The sequence below is a fragment of the Mesorhizobium hawassense genome, from assembly GCF_003289945.1.
GTDB lineage: Bacteria > Pseudomonadota > Alphaproteobacteria > Rhizobiales > Rhizobiaceae > Mesorhizobium > Mesorhizobium hawassense.
This window is the reverse complement of sequence record NZ_QMBP01000001.1, coordinates 617067-637018: the sequence shown is the minus strand read 5'-3', so window position 1 is coordinate 637018 and position 19952 is coordinate 617067. Positions and strand designations below refer to the sequence as shown.

Annotated in this window: 16 protein-coding genes and 1 pseudogene; 9 read left to right on the top strand and 8 right to left on the bottom strand. The window is 64.9% G+C overall.

Annotated features, from left to right (window positions below; translation table 11 throughout):
* Positions 1–8: 8 nt before the first annotated feature.
* Positions 9–1214 (bottom strand): methionine gamma-lyase, encoded by a 1206-nt coding sequence (locus DPM33_RS02915; RefSeq protein ID WP_112095375.1) that lies wholly within the window; start codon positions 1212–1214, stop codon positions 9–11.
* A 115-nt stretch (positions 1215–1329) separates the two neighbouring features.
* Between DPM33_RS02915 and DPM33_RS02910 the strand changes: the two genes are divergently transcribed.
* Positions 1330–1791, top strand: a complete 462-nt coding sequence (locus DPM33_RS02910; RefSeq protein ID WP_167448922.1) for an Lrp/AsnC ligand binding domain-containing protein — start codon at positions 1330–1332, stop codon at positions 1789–1791.
* Positions 1792–1811: 20 nt separating this feature from the next.
* Here the strand turns inward: DPM33_RS02910 and DPM33_RS02905 are convergent, their stop codons facing one another.
* On the bottom strand, positions 1812–2711 hold the full coding sequence (locus tag DPM33_RS02905; RefSeq protein ID WP_112095373.1) for an NAD-dependent epimerase/dehydratase family protein: 900 nt from the start codon (positions 2709–2711) through the stop codon (positions 1812–1814).
* 112 nt (positions 2712–2823) lie between these two features.
* On the opposite strand from DPM33_RS02905, the gene DPM33_RS02900 reads away from it, so the two are divergent.
* Together DPM33_RS02900 and DPM33_RS02895 are read left to right on the top strand one after the other, a co-directional pair.
* Positions 2824–3639, top strand: coding sequence for an AraC family transcriptional regulator (locus tag DPM33_RS02900; protein ID WP_146770186.1), 816 nt, complete (start codon positions 2824–2826; stop codon positions 3637–3639).
* Positions 3640–3721: 82 nt separating this feature from the next.
* A pseudogene (locus DPM33_RS02895) lies at positions 3722–5430 on the top strand (HAD family hydrolase).
* A gap of 124 nt (positions 5431–5554) precedes the next feature.
* Here DPM33_RS02895 and DPM33_RS02890 read toward each other — a convergent pair.
* From DPM33_RS02890 to DPM33_RS02875, 4 genes are all read right to left on the bottom strand, one after another.
* Positions 5555–6625: an alpha/beta fold hydrolase gene (locus DPM33_RS02890; protein ID WP_425373463.1), complete on the bottom strand. Its 1071-nt coding sequence runs from the start codon at positions 6623–6625 to the stop codon at positions 5555–5557.
* 262 nt (positions 6626–6887) lie between these two features.
* On the bottom strand, positions 6888–10349 hold the full coding sequence (gene smc / locus DPM33_RS02885) for a chromosome segregation protein SMC (RefSeq protein ID WP_112095369.1): 3462 nt from the start codon (positions 10347–10349) through the stop codon (positions 6888–6890).
* A 63-nt stretch (positions 10350–10412) separates the two neighbouring features.
* A complete protein-coding gene (locus DPM33_RS02880; RefSeq protein WP_112095367.1) occupies positions 10413–11159 on the bottom strand; it encodes a DsbA family protein in 747 nt (248 codons plus the stop codon).
* Between the two features lie 154 nt (positions 11160–11313).
* Positions 11314–11823, bottom strand: coding sequence for a DUF721 domain-containing protein (locus DPM33_RS02875; protein WP_112095365.1), 510 nt, complete (start codon positions 11821–11823; stop codon positions 11314–11316).
* Positions 11824–11855: 32 nt separating this feature from the next.
* On the opposite strand from DPM33_RS02875, the gene mutY reads away from it, so the two are divergent.
* Positions 11856–12983, top strand: a complete 1128-nt coding sequence (gene mutY, locus DPM33_RS02870; RefSeq protein WP_112095363.1) for an A/G-specific adenine glycosylase — start codon at positions 11856–11858, stop codon at positions 12981–12983.
* Positions 12980–13591, top strand: coding sequence for an HAD family hydrolase (locus tag DPM33_RS02865; protein ID WP_112095362.1), 612 nt, complete (start codon positions 12980–12982; stop codon positions 13589–13591). Before mutY ends, DPM33_RS02865 begins: the two co-directional genes overlap by 4 nt.
* A gap of 36 nt (positions 13592–13627) precedes the next feature.
* Here DPM33_RS02865 and DPM33_RS02860 read toward each other — a convergent pair whose 3' ends face one another.
* Positions 13628–14761: a site-specific DNA-methyltransferase gene (locus tag DPM33_RS02860; RefSeq protein ID WP_112095360.1), complete on the bottom strand. Its 1134-nt coding sequence runs from the start codon at positions 14759–14761 to the stop codon at positions 13628–13630.
* A gap of 172 nt (positions 14762–14933) precedes the next feature.
* Here DPM33_RS02860 and DPM33_RS02855 point away from each other — a divergent pair, with 172 nt between their 5' ends.
* Positions 14934–15623, top strand: coding sequence for an HAD family hydrolase (locus DPM33_RS02855; protein WP_112095358.1), 690 nt, complete (start codon positions 14934–14936; stop codon positions 15621–15623).
* Positions 15624–15658: 35 nt separating this feature from the next.
* Here DPM33_RS02855 and DPM33_RS02850 read toward each other — a convergent pair whose 3' ends face one another.
* On the bottom strand, positions 15659–16402 hold the full coding sequence (locus DPM33_RS02850) for a hypothetical protein (protein WP_112095356.1): 744 nt from the start codon (positions 16400–16402) through the stop codon (positions 15659–15661).
* A 128-nt stretch (positions 16403–16530) separates the two neighbouring features.
* Here DPM33_RS02850 and thrC point away from each other — a divergent pair, with 128 nt between their 5' ends.
* The 3 genes from thrC (at position 16531) to DPM33_RS02835 (ending at position 19950) form a co-directional block, all read left to right on the top strand.
* The gene (gene thrC, locus DPM33_RS02845) at positions 16531–17928 is read left to right on the top strand and encodes a threonine synthase (protein ID WP_112095933.1); all 1398 of its coding nucleotides are present in this window, start codon (positions 16531–16533) and stop codon (positions 17926–17928) included.
* Between the two features lie 14 nt (positions 17929–17942).
* Positions 17943–19235, top strand: coding sequence for a M16 family metallopeptidase (locus tag DPM33_RS02840; RefSeq protein WP_112095355.1), 1293 nt, complete (start codon positions 17943–17945; stop codon positions 19233–19235).
* 118 nt (positions 19236–19353) lie between these two features.
* Positions 19354–19950, top strand: a complete 597-nt coding sequence (locus tag DPM33_RS02835; RefSeq protein WP_112095354.1) for a GNAT family N-acetyltransferase — start codon at positions 19354–19356, stop codon at positions 19948–19950.
* The last annotated feature ends 2 nt before the right edge of the window (positions 19951–19952 follow it).

Below are 19952 nucleotides of genomic sequence, written 5' to 3'. Positions count from 1 at the left end.
AACTCCGATTATGCGGCGAGCGACGCCGGCGCACGCAGCGCCTGCGTCAGGTCCGCCTGGATATCCTCGACCTCTTCCAGCCCCACGGACAGCCGGACCAGGCCTTCCGAGATGCCGTGGGCCGCGCGCTCTTCGGGCGTATAGGTCGAATGGGTCATGGAGGCCGGATGCTGGATCAAGGTTTCGGCGTCGCCCAAGGACACGGCGCGCCGGATCATTTCGAGGCGATTCATCATCGTGCGACCTGCTGCCAGTCCGCCCTTCAGCTCAAAAGCGATCATCGCTCCGAAGCCCGGCATCTGGCGTTTGGCAAGGGCATGTTGCGAGGAACTTTCCAGTCCGGGATAATAGACCTTGGCCACCGCCGGGTGGCTCTCCAGCATTCGTGCCACCGTCATGGCGCTTGCGCAATGCCGTTCCATGCGCAGCTTCAGCGTCTTGAGACCGCGCAGAACCAGCATCGCGTTGAAGGGTGCCATGACCGCGCCGGTCATGTCCTTCATGCCAACCAGACGCACCTGCGTCATGTCTTCGGCGCTGCCGACGGCGATGCCGCCGACGAGGTCACCGTGCCCGCCCATATATTTGGTGGCGGAATGCACGACGATATCGGCGCCCAGCTCGATCGGCCGGGTCAGCACCGGTGTCGCGTAGGTGTTGTCGACGATCACCTTGGCGCCGTGCGCCTTGGCAATCGCCGAGACGGCCGCGATGTCGACGAGCCGCATGTTCGGGTTGGCCGGGGTCTCGAAATAGACGATCCGGGTCCTGGGCGAGAGCGCGTCACGCAGCGCTTCCGGGTCGGTCAGGTCCGCGTGGGTGATGGTGATGCCGAACTTCGCCAGGCCGTGGCGCATGAAGGCGAACGTGCAGCCGTAGAGCGTGTTGTCGGTGATGATCTCGTCTCCGGGAGACAGGAAGGTCCAGAACACCGAACAGATGGCGCCCATTCCCGAAGCCAGCGCAACGCCCGCCTCGGCGCCTTCCAGGACGGCGCAGCGGCGCTCGAGGAGATCGAGCGTCGGGTTCGAGATGCGCGAATAGATGTGGCCTGGCGCCTCACCCGCAAAGAGCGCGGCTCCCGCCTCGGCACTGTCGAAGGCAAAGGTCGAAGTCAGATGCAGCGGCGGCGTGAGCGCGCCTTCATGCTGCGCCGGATCATGGCCGAAGTGAATGGCGCGGGTGGCAAAACTGGCGGGATGGCGGGAGTTCATGGCGACCTCATGGCTTGGGATGGCCTGAATCCTTGCATGAGGCCTCTGGCATGTGCTGCCAAATAATGCCACTATGTGTTCGAATATTGGAATATCTCGACTGTTTGGCCTGTAGATGAAACAGATAGATGCCAAGGACCGCCAGATCATTCGGGAGCTGCAGCGCGATGGCCGGCTGACCAACCAAGACCTGGCCGAACGCGTCAACCTCTCTCCGTCGCCGTGCCTGCGACGGGTGCGCCTGCTTGAAGAGGCGGGCGTGATCGTCGGCTACTCCGCCGATGTCGATACGCGGGCCTGCGGGTTTCAGATCACGGCCTTCATCCGCATCGCCCTGCAACGGCATGAAGGCGACGCCGTGGAGCGGTTCGAGAAGCGCATTCAGGACGCCGACGAGATCCTCGACTGCTTCCTGCTGACGGGCGAGGCGGACTATCTGCTGCGTGTCGTCGTGGCGGACCTCGACGAATACGAACATTTCGTCCGCAACCGCCTGCATGGGATTCCGGGCATCGGGTCGATCACGACGAGCCTCGTCTACGGCACCGTCAAGTCGTCCCGGGTCTTTCCTCTCTGACATCCGACAAGGATTGCTTTTCAGTCTTTGCGCAGGGTGTCTTCGATCATCGCATCGAGGCTGCTGGCCGAGATGCCGAGCAGGCGCTCGGTATCGGAGGCGTCGACGATGCATGGCTTTCGGAAGAGATAGGCCATTTCCGGCAGCTCGCGCATGAGAGCGTCCTCGCGTCCCATCGCTTCGACCTCCTGCTCGGTGAGCATTTGAGGGTCGGGAGCCGGCTTGCCGGCGAGTTCGCAGAAGCGCTGCGCCAAGTTTCGAACCGAAGCATGCTGCGACGGCACGAGAAAGGCACGCCCCCACTCGCCAGTATAGCGCGAGACGGCGACCAGGGTGCGGGCGACGTCCCGGGTGAAGGTCCAGGCATGCCGCGAATCGAGATCGCCGGCCACCATCGCGGGCTTGCCGGCGAGCAGCGACGGGAGCGTCATCAGCGTGAACAGCGAACCGGCCCCCTCGCCCAGGTAATCGCTGGCACGGACCTCCAGCGCCGGAACGCCCGCTGAGAGCGCACGCTCCCACATGGCGACCCTGACGCGACCCTTCACGCTCGTCGGGGCAAGCGGCGCGGAGGAAGTCAAAGGAGACTGCGCCTCGCTGCCATAGCCATAGACATTGCCCAGCACGACAAGGCGCGCCTGCAGCTTTTCCGCGGCTGCGGTGACGCCCTCCATGATCGGCGGAAAATCCGTCGGCCAGCGTGTGTATGGCGCCATGGCGCACATGAAGATGGCTTCGGCGCCAGCCCCGATGCGGGCCAGGCCGTCTGCATCGCGGGCATCGAGCGCAACGGCGGCAACCGAACCACCCGCAGCCGTGCCGCTTCGGCTCACCAGCCGGACCTCATGACCGTCTTTTGCCAGAAGACGCCCGGTCTCACGCCCGACCGGTCCGGCGCCGACCACAACAAACACAGACATCCAAAGCCTCATCGATGTTGAACTGATGAGGCAATCTCTGTCTGCGAACGTTGAAAGTCGCGCAGGAAGCGCCGATCTTTGAGCATGTTCTGCCTTGAGTTCGGAGCGCCTGATGCTTGGCCTGCCTGAAACAATCCGCCGGTCGGCAAGCATCAGCATCCTGCCGCGCCACGACCGAGCCGGTCCGATCCTGTTGTCACCGATCGAAGACCATCGCATCGTCGTGCATGCGAGCCGGGAGACCTGGTCGCTGTGCATGACAAGCCGTGGCCGGCATTTGCGGCGGCAAGGCGATATTGACCTGGTCCCTGCCGGCGAGGAAGGTGGCTATCAGGCGGAGACCGCATGCGAGGCGCTGGAGATCCGGCTTGCGCCGCAAGTGCTGGAGCACGCTGCCTTCGAGATGGAATCCGGCAGGCGAAGCGGCCTCGACATGCGCCACATCATGAAGAACGAGCGCATCGTCTTCCTGGCGATGGCGCTGGAAAGCGAGCGCAAGGCGGGCGCGCCTGGCGGGACGCTCTATGCCGATACGCTGGGCCTCGCGCTGGCCACCCAGCTTGTAAGCCTGATGAAGCCGGCGGCAAGTTTCGCATCCGGCCTGTCGCCGGCTCAACTCAAGCGCCTGCGCGATTTCATCGAGGCGCATATCGATCGGCCTTTGACGATCGATATGCTGGCGCGCGAGGCAGGCGCCAGCAGCTCGCATTTGCGCCAGGCTTTCAAGCAGGCCACCGGCACCACGGTGCACCGCTACGTCGTGCGCCGGCGCCTCGAGCGGGCAAGACTGCTGTTGGCGCAGGGTGCGCTAAGCGCCGCCGAAGTGGCGCTTGCAGCCGGCTTCTCGCACCAGTCGCACATGGCGCGCTGGATGCGCCGCGAGCTGGGTGAGACGCCGCGGAGTTTGTTCCGCAAGCCGTCGACCTAAACCTTTTGCGCCTCCATGCGTTGTCGTTCGCGTCGCCGTTCTTTCGGCGGCTCGCGCGATACCGGCGAAGAGGTTCTACCCGATGTATTTCATGGCATTGGCCACCGATTACGACGGAACGCTGGCGCATGACGGGCTGGTCAACGCAAGCACGGTCTCGGCGCTGGAGAAGCTGAAGAAATCCGGCCGCAAGCTGATCCTCGTCACCGGTCGTGAATTGCCCGATCTCAGGCAAGTCTTTCCGGAACTTTCCCTGTTCGACAAGGTCGTCGCCGAAAACGGCGCCTTGATCTACACGCCCGCCAGCGAGGAAGAGCGCGCAATTTCGCCAGCGCCTTCCGCCGATCTCATCGACCGGCTGAAGCGTCGCGGCGTCAAACCGCTTTCTGTCGGCCGCTCGATCGTCGCCACCTGGGAGCCGCACCAGGCCACCGTGCTCGACGTCATCAAGAAGCTCGGGCTGGAGCTCGAGATCATCTTCAACAAGGGCGCGGTCATGATCCTGCCCACGGGTATCAACAAGGCGACCGGGCTGGCGGCCGCGCTCGAGGACCTGAAACTGTCGCCGCACAATGTCGTGGCGGTGGGCGATGCCGAGAACGACCACGCCTTCCTCAGAGCGTCCGGCTGCAGCGTCGCGGTGGCCAATGCCCTGCCCGCGGTCAAGGAAACCGCCGACCTCGTCACCAGGGAGATGCGCGGCAAGGGCGTCGAGGAACTCATCCGCTGACCAAGCGCGATCATCTGATTGCCAGGAAGCGCTCGCGCGGCGTGCTGCTTGGAACCTCGCGCGGCAAGGACATCTATCTGTCGCCGACGGAGACGGTGCTGATCGCCGGAAGCTCGGGCATCGGCAAATCCACTCTAGCCACCGCGCTCACCGAGCGGCTGGTCGAGAAGGGTTTGCAGTTCTGCATATTCGATCCCGAAGGCGACTATGACGGGCTGAAGAGCGCCGTGCCGCTCGGCAACGGCTCGACCGTGCCGAACAAGGAGCAATTGCTGGAACTGATCGAGAAGCCGCAAAACAATGTCGTGGTCAACGGGCTGGCGCTGAAGGTGGACGAGCGCCCCGATTTCTTCGCCGAATTGCTGCCCGGCCTCGGCAATGTCCGCTATCGCGCGGCAAGGCCGCACTGGCTGATCATCGACGAGGCGCATCATCTGATGCCCAAGCGGCGCGGCGACACGCGATCCGTGCTTTCGATCGAGCTGCCAGGCACGGTGCTGATCACCGTGCATCCCGAAGCGATCTCGACAGACGCCCTGCGCCTGGTCACGGCGGTGATCGCGCTCGGACCCAAGGCCAAAGGCGTGATCAAGACCTTCTGCAGGGAAACAGGCCTCAAGGCGCCAAAGGATATTCCGCTGCCCAAGGGCGACCGGGTGCTGCTCTGGCGGCCGCATGATGGCAAGAAGCCGTGCACGGTCAAGGCGATCGAGCCCAGCCAGTCGTTGAAGCGGCACAGCCGCAAATATGCCGAGGGCGAACTCGACGAGGCGGGCAGCTTCTATTTCACCGGGCCGAAGAAGGCGATGAATCTCAGAGCCCACAACCTGATCATCTTCGCCCGGATGGCGGAGGGCATCGACGACAAGACTTGGGAATACCATTTGCGCGCCGGCGACTATTCCAAATGGTTCCGCCACCAGATCAGGGACAAGGAACTCGCGCGAGAGACGGCAGAGGCGGAGAAGGACAAGACATTGTCAGCCGACGACAGCCGCAAACTGGTGATCGATGCGGTGCGGAGGCGCTATACGGCGCCGGCGTCTGCGCCGGAGAAGTAGATTCGGTCTTGAGCAACCCGACCACGTGGTTTGCCCGGCTTGGCTCGCGCCTCGGCGGCCTGCAAGTCGACCGAGACCAGCTGCGCTGAGGCCCTGCTCGCCCCAGCGTTGCGATTATCCGGGCCTATCGGCTCGCCACGTCCATCACCGCCTGCGCGAAGTCCCGCGGCGCTTCCTGCGGAAGATTGTGGCCGATGCCGCCTCCGATCTTGCGATGCTCGTACCGGCCGGTGAACCTCGCGCGATAGGCTTCGGCCGGCGGATGCGGCGCGCCGTTGGCGTCGCCTTCCATGGTTATAGTCGGAACGGTGATCGCCGGGTTCGATGCCAGCTTGCGCTCGACATCGGCGTAACGCGCTTCGCCTTCAGCCAGGCCAAGCCGCCAGCGATAGTTATGAATCACGATGGCGACATGATCGGGATTGTCGAAGGACGCCGCGGTTCGATCGAAAGTCGCGTCGTCGAAATGCCACTGCGGCGAGGCGAGCTTCCAGATCAGCTTGTTGAAGGCGCGGGTATTCTTCTCGTAACCGAGCCGGCCCCGCTCGGTCGCGAAATAGAATTGATACCACCATTGAAATTCGGCGTCGGGCGGCAGCGGCTGCTTGTTCGATTCCTGGCTGCTGATCAGATAGCCGCTGACAGCGACCAACCCTCGCACGCGTTCGGGCGCAAGCGCGGCGACGATATCGGCGGTGCGCCCGCCGATGTCGAAGGCGCCCAGGATCGCGCGCTCGATCTTCAGCGCATCCAGCAGATCTATGGCGTCCCGCGCCAGCGCGGCCGGCTCGCCGTTGCGCATCGTGTCAGCCGACAGAAAGCGCGTGTCGCCGAATCCGCGAAGGTAGGGCACGATGACCCGATACCCCTTCACTGCAAGGATCGGCGCCACCTCCACGAAGCTGTGGATGTCGTACGGCCAGCCGTGCAACAGCATCACGACAGGACCGTTCGGCGGCCCCGCTTCGGCATAGCCGACGTTGAGCGACCCAGTCCGCGCCAGCTTGATAGGCGCAAAGGTCGCGGCCGATATCGACTGTACCGGTTTGGAGGTTTGAGCGGCTGCTCGGCTTGAGGTGCCAATGACACTCAGAGGCATTGCGGCAATGGCCGCGACGGCGGCGCCGCAAAAGGTCCGGCGACGGCAATCGATATCTTCCATCTTGATGTCTTCGCTCTGTTGTGCGCCACGCATAGCGATTTCCCTTTGCTCCTGAGTTGGGTCTCGCGATCCCAGGATATGGGAGCGCGAAATGACCGACGGGCGGTTGGGAGTGAGCCGACCCTCCGGTCTCGCGGACACCCAAGTGTCATTCGCGGTCAGCGATAGCCACTATATCCTGATGTTTGCGAAATTCATTGTCCGAACGGGGAACCACAGCAGGGCGGATCGGCCGTGGCGGCCTGTCGGTTAATCTTCGTTGGACAAGGCGAAAGCCGGCAACCGCGATTGTCGCTCAGCTCGCCTCGCGCATCGCCTCTGCGGCCTGCAGGTCGACCGAGACCAGTTGGCTGACGCCCTGCTCGGCCATGGTGACGCCGAACAGCCGGTCCATGCGCGCCATGGTGATCGGGTTGTGGGTGATGATGACGAAGCGGGTTTCTGTCGTCTTCGACATCTCGTCCATCAGATTGCAGAAGCGCTCGACATTGTGGTCGTCGAGCGGCGCGTCGACCTCGTCGAGCACGCAGATCGGCGCCGGGTTGGTGAGGAAGACGGCGAAGATCAGCGACATCGCGGTCAGCGCCTGCTCGCCACCGGAAAGCAGCGTCATGGTCTGCGGCTTCTTGCCGGGCGGGCGGGCGAGGATTTCGAGGCCTGCTTCCAGCGGATCTTCCGACTCGATGAGCTGCAGTTCCGCCGTGCCGCCGCCGAACAGATGCGCGAACAGCCGCTGGAAATGGCCGTTGACGACCTCGAAGGCGGACAGCAGCCGCTCGCGGCCCTCGCGGTTGAGGCTCTGGATCGCCTGTCTGAGTTTTCTGATCGCCTCGATGATGTCCTCGCGCTCGGAGACGATGGTCTCCAGCCGCTCGGACAGCTCCTTCTGCTCTTCCTCCGCGCGCAGATTGACGGCGCCGAGCCGCTCGCGCTCGATCTTCAGCCGGTCGAGCTGGCGCTCGATCTCGGCCACGTCCGGCATCGGGTCGTCGGCTTCGAGCCCGGTATGCTTGATGACCAGATGCGGCGGCGTGTTGAGCGCCTCCTGGATGCGCGCCTCGACCTCGGCGCGGCGCTCGTCGGCGGCGGTCAGCCGCTCCTCGGCGCGGACGCGGGTTTCGCGCGCTTCGGCCAGTGATTGGATGGCGGCGGTGGCCGCCTTGTCGAGCTCGGCCTGTTTGTTTTCCGCTTCCTGCAGGCGGTCGCTGGCGGCCTGGCGCAGCGCCTCGGCCTCGGAAAGCTGCGACAGCAGGGCGCGGCGCTTGGCGTCGATCTCGTCGGGCGCATCGGCCAGCCGCTCGCGCTCGGCCTCGGCCTCGGCCTTGCGCTCGCCAAGGGCGGCGATCTGCGTGGAGGCGTTCTCGGCACGCTCCAGCCAGTTCCTGCGCTCGGCGCCGATGGCGTCGAGCCGGCGCATGCGGGCTTCGGCCTCGCGCCGCAGGCCTTCATGCACGGCGCGCGCATCGGCAAGCGTGGCGCGATCGCGCGAAACGTTGGCGGCCGATTGCTCGAGCTGCAGCTGCAGATCGCCGAGATCGGGCGCGTCCTGCAGCAGTATCTCGGCTTCGAGGAAAGCGGCCTGGGTTTCCTCATGGCTGTCGACGATGCGCGCGCGGGCCTCGTCCAAGGCAGCCCGCCGGCTCGCCAGCTCGCCGCCGGCCTTCTCGGCCTCGGCCAGCGCGTTGCGGGCGGCGTCCAACCCATGCTGGGCATCACGGCCGGCCTGGCGCGCATTGCGCTCGGCCTCGCTCGCCTGGCGCATCGCCTGCTCCGCGCGGGCCAGCGCTTCCTCGGCCTCGCGCACGAGGCGCGTCGCTTGCACGGCTTCGGCATCGAGCTCGGCCAGACGGTTCTTCTGCGCCAGCCGCTGCGCGGCAGCGGTCGGGGCATCGGCGCTTGCGGTCAGGCCATCCCAGCGCCAGAGCGCGCCATCGCGGCTGACCAGCCGCTGTCCGGGGGCCAACAATGATTGAAGGCGGCGGCCATCGGCGGCATCGACGATGCCGATCTGCGCCAGGCGGCGGGCAAGCTGCGCCGGCGCGCGAACGACGCTGGCCAGGCTTTTCACGCCTTCAGGCAACGGCGCATCGCCGGGCTGCACCGCGCTCTCGCCCCAATGCACCGGGGCGCTGCGGTCGAGCGGGACCTCAAGGTCCTCACCGAGGGCCGCCCCGAGCGCGGTCTCATAGCCGCGCTCGACGCTGATCTGCTCCAGCACCGAGGGAAAGAGATCGCCGCCGCTGGTGGCGTTGAGGATCTTGGCCAGGGTTCGCGCTTCGGTCTCGATGCGCGCCAGTTCCGCCCTGGCATCCTGCAGCGGCGGGCGCGCGGCACTTTCAGCGGCGCGGGCCTCGGCGACCGCCTGTTCGGCGGCAATGGCGCCGGCTTCGCTCTCTTCCAGGCGCGCCAGCGCATCCTCGACCAGCAGCCGCTTCTCGGCCGGATCAGGCAGGCCTGCGACCTTCGAGACGATATCGGACAGCTCGCGGTCGACCTCTGCCAACTGGCGGGCGAAGCGGTCGCGGCGCTCGGCGGTCTCGCGCAGCGTGCGTTCGATCTGGTTGCGCGAGGCGGCGGCCTCGGCGCGCTCGGCGGTCAGCGCGGCAAGCTTAGCTTCGCTCTGCGAGAGCGTGGCACCAGCCTGTTCGAAGGCGGCGCGGGTGGTGGCCTCGCGCTCGGCGGCGCCGGCGTTGTCCGAATTGAGATCGGCTTCCTCGGCGCGCAGCCGCTCCAGGATGTCGGCATTGTCGCGCACCATCCGCTCCTCGCGGGCGATGTCGGCGTCGAGCTGTTGCAGGCGGCGTTCGAGCTCGGTCTGGCGGGCGCGGATGCGGCCGGCCTCTTCCTCGATCTGCGTCTTGGCGATCGACAGGCGCTGGAAGGCCGCGGCCGCGGCGGCTTCCGCGTCGCGCAGGTCCGGCAGCCGATGCGCGGCGATACCCTGCTCCCGGGCGGCGGCCATCTGGGCCGCGGCACGGTCGCCGACCAGCGTGGTGGCGACGGCCAGCGCGGAACGCGCCTCGCCTTCCTGGGCTTTCGCCAGCGTCCAGCGCAGATGCAGGAGCGTCGCTTCAGCCTTGCGGATGTCGGCCGAGAGGTTCTTGAAGCGCGAGGCCTGGCGCGCCTGGCGCTTCAGGCTCTCGATCTGGCCTTCCAGCTCGCCGACGACGTCGTCGAGACGCTCGAGGTTCTGCTCGGCCGCTTTCAGCCTCAGCTCGGCCTCGTGGCGACGCGTGTGCAGGCCGGAAATGCCGGCGGCTTCTTCGAGCAGCGCGCGGCGAGCCTGCGGCTTGGCCTGGATCAGCTCGCCAATGCGGCCCTGGCCGACCATGGAAGGCGAGCGCGCGCCGGTCGACTGGTCGGCGAACAAAAGCTGCACGTCCTTGGCGCGCGCTTCCTTGCCGTTGATGCGGTAGAGCGAGCCCGCCTCGCGCTCGATACGGCGCGACACCTGCAATTCATCGGCGTCGTTGAAGGCGGAGGGCGCGGTGCGGTCGCTATTGTCGAGGAACAGCGTGACTTCGGCGGTGTTGCGCGCCGGCCTGGCGCCGGAACCGGAGAAGATCACGTCGTCCATGCCGGACGCACGCATGTTCTTGTAGGAGCTTTCGCCCATCACCCAGCGCAGCGCTTCGACGAGGTTCGACTTGCCGCAGCCATTCGGCCCGACAATGCCGGTCAGCCCGCGTTCGATGACGAACTCGCCGGGCTCGACGAAGGATTTGAAACCGAGGAGGCGAAGGCGCGAAAACTTCATTCGCGCCTGCCCACACTACAGGCGCGCGCGCCGAAGCCGTGCCGCTTCGGCGCGGCCTGGACGTCAGAGCAGAGGGTCGATGATGGCCGACATTTCCTCAATCGACATCGCCCCTTTGTAGGTCTTTCCGTTGATGAAGAAGGTCGGCGTCGAGTCGACCTTGAACTCGTCCGCTCCGCGTTTCTGGACTGCTCTCACATCGTCCAGAAGTTTCTGGTCCGTCAAGCAGGACTCAAAGGACTCCTGTGTAAAACCGGCCAGCTTGGAGATCTGCAGCAGCGCTTCCTTGGTGTTGCTGACGCCAACCCAGCTCGGCTGCTGCTTGAACAGCACGTCCACCATGGCGAAGTAGTTGTCCTTGGAACAGCGCGCCAGCATGAAACCTGCCTCGGCGCTCGGATCGAAGGGGAATTCGCGCAGGATGTAGCGCACCTTGCCGGTGTCGATATATTTGGTCTTCAACTCAGGGAATGTGGTCTCGTTGAAATGCGCGCAATGCGGGCAGGTCATCGAGGCGTATTCGACCATGGTGACCTTGGCGTCGTCCTTGCCGAGCTGCTTGTCCGGCAGCGCGCCGGGCTTCAGCAATTCGGCCATGTCGACAGTGCCCTGCGGCTCCGGCACCTGGGCAGCCGTCGGCGTCGCCGCGGGCTTGGCGGGGGTCGACGGATTGGCGGGCTTGACGTCGGCCGCCTTCGCCTCCTCGCCGGAGTCGCTGCATGCGGCAAGCAGCGCCACCGCCGGAACAGCGGCCAGCGTGGTCAGAAGGTTTCTGCGGGACAGACTTTTGCCAAACGGGGCACGGTTCATGCGAATCACCTGATATCGGTTGGATTTTGCAATGCAAGGGCTAGAAAAGGCGAGAGTTGGCGCGAATTAAGGCATCGCGATCCCCAATCCAATCGCGAAACTTGATTGTCAGCATCACGAATGCGCGAGATTGGTGACGCATTCATGACGTCTCTTACGACCCTTTGGGCTTCCTTTCACCCATAATTGTAGCGCCGAGCCGTTCCAGCGAAGCGCGCAGGCCGTCATCCTCGATCTTGCCGACCAGGTGCGAAAGTTTCGATTTCTCGGCCTCGCTCAACGGTCGCGGCTGCGGCTTCTGCCGCGCCTTTTGCGACAGCACCGGTTTCTGCAGAATCTTGATACGGCCGATCGCGTTGAAACCCAGGAAGGCGTTGACGCGATTGATGACCTCGCCCGCCTCATGCTGCAGATGCAGCGCCGCCATGCCTTCGCAGGCGATGACCAGCGTCGCCGGCTCGAATGGATCGTCCTCATGCAGGCGGCGCGGCCACTGGATCTTTTCCGGGCGGGAATGCGTGGCCAGGCGCGGCCCGGCGATCTCCTCCCATGACTGGACCAGGCCGATCGAGATGCCGGCGCGCTTCTTCAGCACCGGATCGAGGATCTCGGTCGCGAGATCGCTAACCGGAACGGGATTGCCGAAGGGCTTTTTCCCTGCCATGTGCGTGCTCCAGTCCCCAGCTCATCCGATCAATGGCACCGCACGATCAGACCCGCAAGGCCGCATCCGTGGACAGCAGCATCGCCTCCCGCCTGCTGGGCTGGTACGACGCGCATCACCGCGATTTGCCCTGGCGTATCACGCCCGGGGCGTTTGCGCGCGGCGCAAGGGCCGACCCCTACCGCGTCTGGCTCTCCGAGGTGATGCTGCAGCAGACCACGGTCGAGGCGGTGAAAGCCTATTTTCGCAATTTCGTCGAGAAATGGCCGACGGTCGAGGCGCTGGCGGCGGCACCCTCAGAGGATGTGATGAAGGCCTGGGCCGGGCTTGGCTATTATTCCAGGGCGCGCAACCTGAAAGCCTGCGCCGACCTCGTGGCGCTTAGAGGCGGCCGTTTTCCCGATGCCGAGGCGAGCCTTCGCGAATTGCCGGGCATCGGCGCCTATACCGCGGCGGCCATCGCGGCCATCGCCTTCGACCGGCCGGCGGCGGTCGTCGACGGCAATGTCGAGCGGGTCATGACCCGGCTCTATTCGATCGAAACACCGCTCAGCGAAGCCAAGTCCGAAATCCGCGCGCTGCTCCAAAAACTGGTGCCGCAGGCTCGGCCCGGCGATTTCGCCCAGGCGATGATGGACCTTGGCGCTACGATCTGCGCGCCTAAGCGGCCGCGCTGCATGCTGTGCCCGGTGCGCGAGGATTGCAGCGCTGTCCTTGCCGGCGATCCGGAGCGCTTCCCGGTCCGCCTGCCGAAGGACGACAAGCCGCTGCGCAAGGGCGCAGCCTTCGTCGCCGAGCGCTACGACGGCGCCATTCTGCTGCGCAAGCGACCGGAGAAAGGATTGCTCGGCGGTATGACGGAGGTGCCGACGACCGGCTGGACGGCGCGGGTTGACGGCGCCACGACGGCCGACGCCGCGCCTTTTCTCGCCGACTGGCGGCGCGCCGGACAGATCGGACATGTCTTCACTCATTTCGCGCTCGAACTCGAAATCTTCCATGCCCAGGTCAAAGGCGATGCGCCGGCCGGGCATTTCTGGTCGCTGGCCCACGAGATTTCCGGGGAGGCGTTGCCGACTGTCATGAAAAAGGCAATCGAGGCGGCGATACCGGGCGCGACGAAAAAGCCGTCGCCGCACAGTGCAAAGAGGCCTGCATGACCGAAATCCGCCACATCGTGTTCGACATCGGCAAGGTGCTGATCCACTACGATCCGAACCTTGCGTTCAGTGGGCTGATCCCGGATGCCGAGGAGCGCAAGTGGTTCTTCGACAATGTCTGCACGCAGGACTGGAACATCGAGCAGGACCGTGGCCGGACGTGGGAAGAGGCGGAAGCGCTGCTGATTGCCGAGCACCCGGACCATACGGAGAACATCCGTAACTTCCGCCGCCATTGGCACGAGATGGTGCCGCATGCCTATGAGGACAGCGTCGCCATCATGCTCGGCCTGATCGAGAGCGGCCATGATGTGACCATGCTGACCAACTTCGCCGCCGACACGCTTGCCGAAGCGCGACAGCGGTTCGACTTCCTCAACCGGCCGCGCGGCGTGACCGTGTCGGCCGATATCCGGCAGATCAAGCCCGACCGCGCCATCTACGACCATCACGTCGCCGCATTCGGCCTCGAACCATCCGCCACGTTGTTCATCGACGACAGCCAGAAGAATGTCGACGGCGCCAAGGCCGCCGGCTGGCAGTCGGTGCTGTTCATTGACGCTCGGACGCTTAAAGCGGACCTTGAACGGTTCGGGATTGCGGTCTGAACTGAATCGCTTGCGGCGATCCGTTAAGGTTTTGATTCAGGCCCCTGCCCGTTCCATGCCGAGCCGGGCGATGCGGCGCAGCTCGTCGATCGGGCTCAAGCCGCCGCTGCGCTCATAGTGCCAGAAGGTCCAGCCGTTGCAGGCATCGAGGCCCTGCACTTCGGCGCCGATCTTGTGGATCGAGCCGGCGCTGCCACCGATCGCCAGCGTGCCGTCGGCGCGCACTTTCGCCGCCCAGCGCTTCTTGGCGTCGTAGAGCGTGGCGCCGGGCACCACCAGGCCGTTGTCGATCAGGCTTATGAAGGCGACGCGCGGCTCGGCGCGCTTGCCCGAAAGCACGGTCAGGTCGGCCTCTTCCAGCGGGCGCACCGCGGCGATGCGCTCATTGGCGGCGTCGATATAGGCCTGCTCGCGCTCGATGCCGACGAAATGCCGGCCGAGACGCTTGGCGACCGCGCCGGTGGTGCCTGAGCCGAAGAAGGGATCGAGCACGACGTCGCCAGGCTTGGTCGAGGCCATCATGATGCGGGCAAGCAGCGCCTCCGGCTTCTGCGTCGGGTGCAGCTTGTTGCCGTTCTCGTCCTTCAGGCGCTCGCCGCCGGTGCAGATCGGGAACAGCCAGTCGGAGCGCATCTGCAGATCGTCGTTCGAAGCTTTCAGCGCCTCGTAGTTGAAGGTGTAGCCCTTGGCCTTCTGGTCGCGCGAGGCCCAGATCATCGTCTCATGCGCGTTCTGGAAACGGCGGCCGCGGAAATTCGGCATCGGGTTGGTCTTGCGCCAGACGATGTCATTGAGGATCCAGAAGCCGAGATCCTGCATGCGGGCGCCGACGCGGAAGATGTTGTGGTAGGAGCCGATGACCCAGATCGTGCCGCTGGGCTTCAGCACGCGGCGCGCCGCGAGCAGCCAGGCGCGGGTGAAGGCGTCATAGGCCTCGAAACTCTCGAACCGGTCCCAGTCGTCGTCGACGGCGTCGACCTTGGACTGGTCGGGACGGTGCAGGTCGCCGTCGAGCTGCAGATTGTAGGGCGGGTCGGCGAAGATGATGTCGACCGACTTTTCCGGCAGCCTGTCGAGAGCGGCGACGCAATCGCCCTTCAGGATCGTGTCCAGCCATTCGGACTTAAGGGGAGCATGGGAAAGCTCGTCGAGAAGACGCACGGCAGACATCAAAACACCCAAAAAAACGCGTTACGGTTTACTGGCTGTTATGGTTACCGATCAGCGTAAACATTCGGTGAAGGCCCGCCCGCAGGCTCACGCAGTTTGCGAAAGCCGGCCCGTTAGTGTATGCCGCGCCGCTTGAGCCAGTCAGGCCCTCCCCCAATTTTTTCGGATTGCCATGCCCCAGCCAGATCTTGTCATTTTCGATTGCGACGGTGTGCTCGTCGATTCCGAGATCGTCGCCGCGCGCATCGAGGCGGAGCTTTTGACCGCGGCCGGGTTCGAGATTTCGGCTGAGGAGCTCAGCGAGACCTATGCCGGGCTGACCTTCAAGGACATCATGCTGCGGGTCGAGGAGAAGTCGCAGATCCCATTCCAGGCATCGCTGATCGACCGCGCCGAGGAACTGGTCGACCGCAAGCTGCGCGCGGACGTGCGCATCATCGACGGCGCCCGCGAAGCGGTCGCGGCCGTCACCGCGCCGCGCGCCGTCTGCTCGAACTCGCGCACCGAGCGCGTCGAATTCATGCTGGAGAAGGTGCGGCTGCTGCCGTTCTTCGCCGGCCGCATCTTTTCGGGGCTGGATATCCCGAGCAAGAAGCCCAAGCCGGCGCCCGACGTGTTCCTCTATGCCGCCGAAAGGCTCGGCGCCAACCCGAAGGATACCTTCGTCATAGAGGATTCCGTGCATGGCATTGCCGGCGCCAGGGCGGCCGGCATGCGCGTCATCGGCTTCACCGGCGCCGGACACAGCTATCCCGGCCACGCCGATGCGCTGACCGAGGCCGGCGCCGAGACGGTGATCAGGCGCTGGGCCGAATTGAACGGCACGATCGCGGCGCTGTCGGAGTGGTCGGAAGACGCATAAGCGCCTTCCAAACCGGTCACGCGTTCGCCGACTGATCAGTTCGTGACCGGAGCGCGCTTCTTCCTCTTGCCCTTCGCCTTGTCGGCGGCCGGCGCCGGCGTGTTCTCGTCATAGCCGGCATAGGCCTGGTAGTCGGTCGCGCTGGGCTCCGGTACCACGACATTGGCGTCGGTGAAGACGAACTGGGTGGCGGCCGAGGGATCGGTGACCTGCACCTGGTATTGATGAAGCTGCGAATAGAGCACGTCATTGCCATGCTGGACCGCGATACGGATCGGCATGGTGACGGTGCCGGGCGCGAACAGCGGACCCGGCACAACCTTGCCGGCAACCGCGATCTTCATCGACAACTGGCCGTTGGCATGCGTGCAATCGCGCGTCACGTCGGAGATCGAAGCCTGATAGACGACCTTGGACGGATCGTGATCGGGATCGATCGGCTGACCGTTGGGGCCGGTCTGCGCGGCCGCTGCAGCTGCATGGGCTTCGGCATCTGCCGCGGTGTCGCCCTTTTTCTTCCTGGGCTTTGCGGTCGTGCCCTTGGCATAGGTGTTGAAAAAGGCGGTGCCGTCCCGCAGCGTCACTTTCGGACAGTAGGCGCGCAACTGGCTGGCGACAATCTTGGGATCCTGCGGCGGCGGCGGCGCGGTCGGATCCTTCTTGCCGAAACCGAGGTTCAGGATGCCATTGTCGCTCGATTGGCAGCCGGCGGCGGCAAGCATAAAGCCGGCGAGCGCCAGACCCGCGACAAAACGACGGTTGACCGAATAAAACGCCATGAAACTGCACTTCCCTCTCACAAAGCCGGTGACGTATAGCAACCGCGCGGCAAAAATGCGACTGAGCCGGCTCGGAAAATTAACCAATTGCCGTGGATGACGCGACCGGCAGCAATGGGCCTTTTACGATGCAATATGTGAGTACCCGCGGGGATGCGCCCGCGCTTGGATTTTCCGATGCGGTGCTGGCGGGCCTGGCGCGCGACGGTGGGCTTTACGTGCCGCGCGAATGGCCGCAGTTTTCCGCCGCCGACATCCGGGCCATGCGCGGCCTTGCCTATCCTGACCTTGCCATCCGCGTCTTGACGCCCTTCCTCGGCGGCGAGATCGCGGCACCCGTCTTCGAGCGGCTGGTGCGCGAAGCCTATGCCACCTTCCGGCATGAGGCCGTCTGCCCGCTGGTGCAGACCGGGAAAAACACCTTCATCCTCGAGCTGTTCCACGGCCCGACGCTGGCCTTCAAGGACGTGGCGATGCAGTTGCTCGCCCGCCTGATGGACCATGTGCTTGCCGAGCGCGGACAGCGCGCCACCATCGTCGGCGCCACCTCGGGCGACACCGGAGGCGCCGCGATCGATGCCTTCGCCGGCCGCGACCGCACCGACGTCTTTATCCTTTTCCCGCACGGCAAGGTCTCGCCGGTGCAGCAGCGCCAGATGACGACGTCGAGCGCGGCAAACGTCCATGCGCTGTCGGTCGAAGGCAATTTCGACGACTGCCAGGGCCTGGTGAAGGACATGTTCAACGACCACGCTTTCCGCGACCGGGTGTCGCTGTCGGGCGTCAATTCGATCAACTGGGCCCGCATCATGGCCCAGATCGTCTATTATTTCTCTTCCGCCGTATCGCTCGGCGCGCCGGACCGGCCGGTTTCCTTCACCGTGCCGACGGGCAATTTCGGCGACATTTTCGCCGGTTACGCCGCAAAGCGCATGGGCCTGCCGATCGAGCGGCTGATCATCGCCACCAATGACAACGACATCCTGGCGCGCACGCTTGCCAGCGGCGAATACCGCACCAAGGGGGTGTTCGCCACGACCTCGCCGTCCATGGATATCCAGGTGTCGTCGAATTTCGAGCGCCTGCTGTTCGAGGCGGCGGGCCGCAACGCCGAGACGGTGCGACGCTATATGAACGGGCTGAAGCAGTCCGGCGCCTTCACCATCGAGGAAGGCCAACTCGAGCGCATCCGCGCCGAGTTCGATGCCGGCCGCGCCAGCATCGACGAGGTCGCTGCCACCATCCGCGCGACGCTGGACGCGAGCAACTACCTGCTCGATCCGCATACGGCCGCCGCCGTGCATGTGGCCGCCGCCCATGCTGGCGGCGCCGTGCCCATGGTGGTGCTCGGCACCGCGCATCCGGCGAAGTTCCCGGCCGCGGTCGAAGCCGCGAGCGGGGTCAACCCGGCACTTCCCGCCTGGCTCGGCGGCTTGATGACAGCCGACGAAAAATACACGATACTTCCCTCCGACTTGAAAATGGTGGAAGATTACGTGAGCCGCCACTCGCGGGCGGCGCGTTAGGGAGTATTTGCCATATGGGTGTTGAGGTAAGCCGTCTGTCGAACGGCCTGACAGTCGCCACCGAAACCCTTCCAAGCATCGAATCGGTTGCCCTAGGTGCCTGGGTGAAGTCGGGCGCCCGCAATGAACGCGACGAAGAGCATGGCATGGCCCATTTGCTCGAGCACATGGCGTTCAAGGGCACGAAGCGCCGCAGCGCCTTCGAGATCGCCTCGGAAATCGAGAATGTCGGCGGCGAGATCAATGCCGCCACCAGCGTCGAGACGACCTCCTACTATGCCAGGGTGCTTTCCGACGACGTCCCGCTGGCGGTCGATATCCTGGCCGACATCCTGCAGGAATCCGAGTTCGATCCCGAGGAACTGGAGCGCGAGCAGCATGTGATCCTACAGGAGATCGGCGCCGCGCACGACACGCCCGACGACATCGTCTTCGATCGCTTCACCGAAACGGCCTTCCGCCATCAGACCATCGGCCGCTCGATCCTGGGCACGCCGGAGACGGTCAAATCCTTCACCTCCAAACAGTTGCACGATTTCATCGAGCGGCAATACGACGCCGAGCGGATGGTCATCGTGGCCGCCGGCGAGGTCAAGCACGACGCTTTCGTGCGCGAGGTCGAGAACCGTCTCGGCGGCTTCCGCGCCAACGCGGCGGGCAACATCCCGCAATATGCGCAATATGTCGGCGGCGACTTCCGCGAGGACCGCGACCTGATGGACGCGCAGATCGTGCTCGGCTTCGAGGGTCGCGCCTACCACGTGCGCGACTTCTACGCCTCGCAGGTGCTGTCGATGATTCTCGGCGGCGGCATGTCGTCGAGGCTGTTCCAGGAAGTGCGCGAAAAGCGCGGCCTCTGCTACTCTGTCTATGCCTTTCACTGGGGTTTTTCCGACACCGGCATTTTCGGCGTGCATGCCGCGACCGGCCAGAGCGACATCGCCAAGCTGGTGCCGGTGATCATCGACGAATTGCAGAAGGCCGGCGAAAGCATCCTGCAGGAAGAGCTCGACCGGGCGCGGGCGCAGTATCGCGCCGGCCTCATCATGTCGGCCGAAAGCCCGGCCAGCCGTGCCTCGCAGATCGCCCGTCAGCTGCTTTTGTTCGGGCGGCCGATCGCCAAGGAGGAATTGATGGAGCGGCTTTCGGCGCTGACCGTCGAGCGCCTGACCGACCTTTCCTCGCGGCTGTTCTCGACCAAGCCGACGCTTACCGCGGTCGGCCCCGTGGGCACGCTTGCGCCCTACGAGGCGATCCTCGAATCGCTTGCGGGTCCGCAGACGACCGCCCGCCGGCTCGCCGTCTGACCCTAAGCAGGTTCCGCGAAAGTGTCCCACGGTTTTGCGATCAGAACCTGCGAGAAACCAGGGAATCTAGGCAGATATTCGTGGGGCATCCCACGAATATCTGCCTAGAACCAACGCCGTGTTCGCGCTCCCTTTCTTTCGCCGCGACCTGCCGGCACTGAAAGGCGATAAGGTCACGCTGCGCGTGCCTTTCACCAACGACTACCGCGAATGGTCGGCGGTGCGCGGCGAAAGTCGCGCCTTCCTGGAACCCTGGGAGCCTCGCTGGCAGCCGGACGAGCTCGACCGCACCGCCTGGCGGCTGCGCATCAGCCGCTACCGCGAGGATTACGCGCAAGGCACGGCCATCGCCTTCTTCATCTTCGAAAAATCGAGCGGCAAGCTTGCCGGCGGCATCACGCTCGGCAACATCCGCCACGGCGTCGCGCAAAGCGGCCATATCGGCTACTGGATCGGTGAACGCTTCGGCGGCCGCGGCCTGATGACCGAGGCGGTCAAGCTGGTGTCGCGCTTTGCCTTCGATACGCTCAGGTTGCACCGGATCGAAGCTGCCTGTATTCCCGAAAACGCCCGATCGATCCGCGTGCTTGAAAAAGCCGGATTCCGGCGCGAAGGACTGCTGCGATCCTATCTCAGGATCAATGGCATCTGGCAGGATCACTACCTCTACGCCCGGATCGCGGACGATCCGCCGGGCGATGGAACGAAGGGCTGATT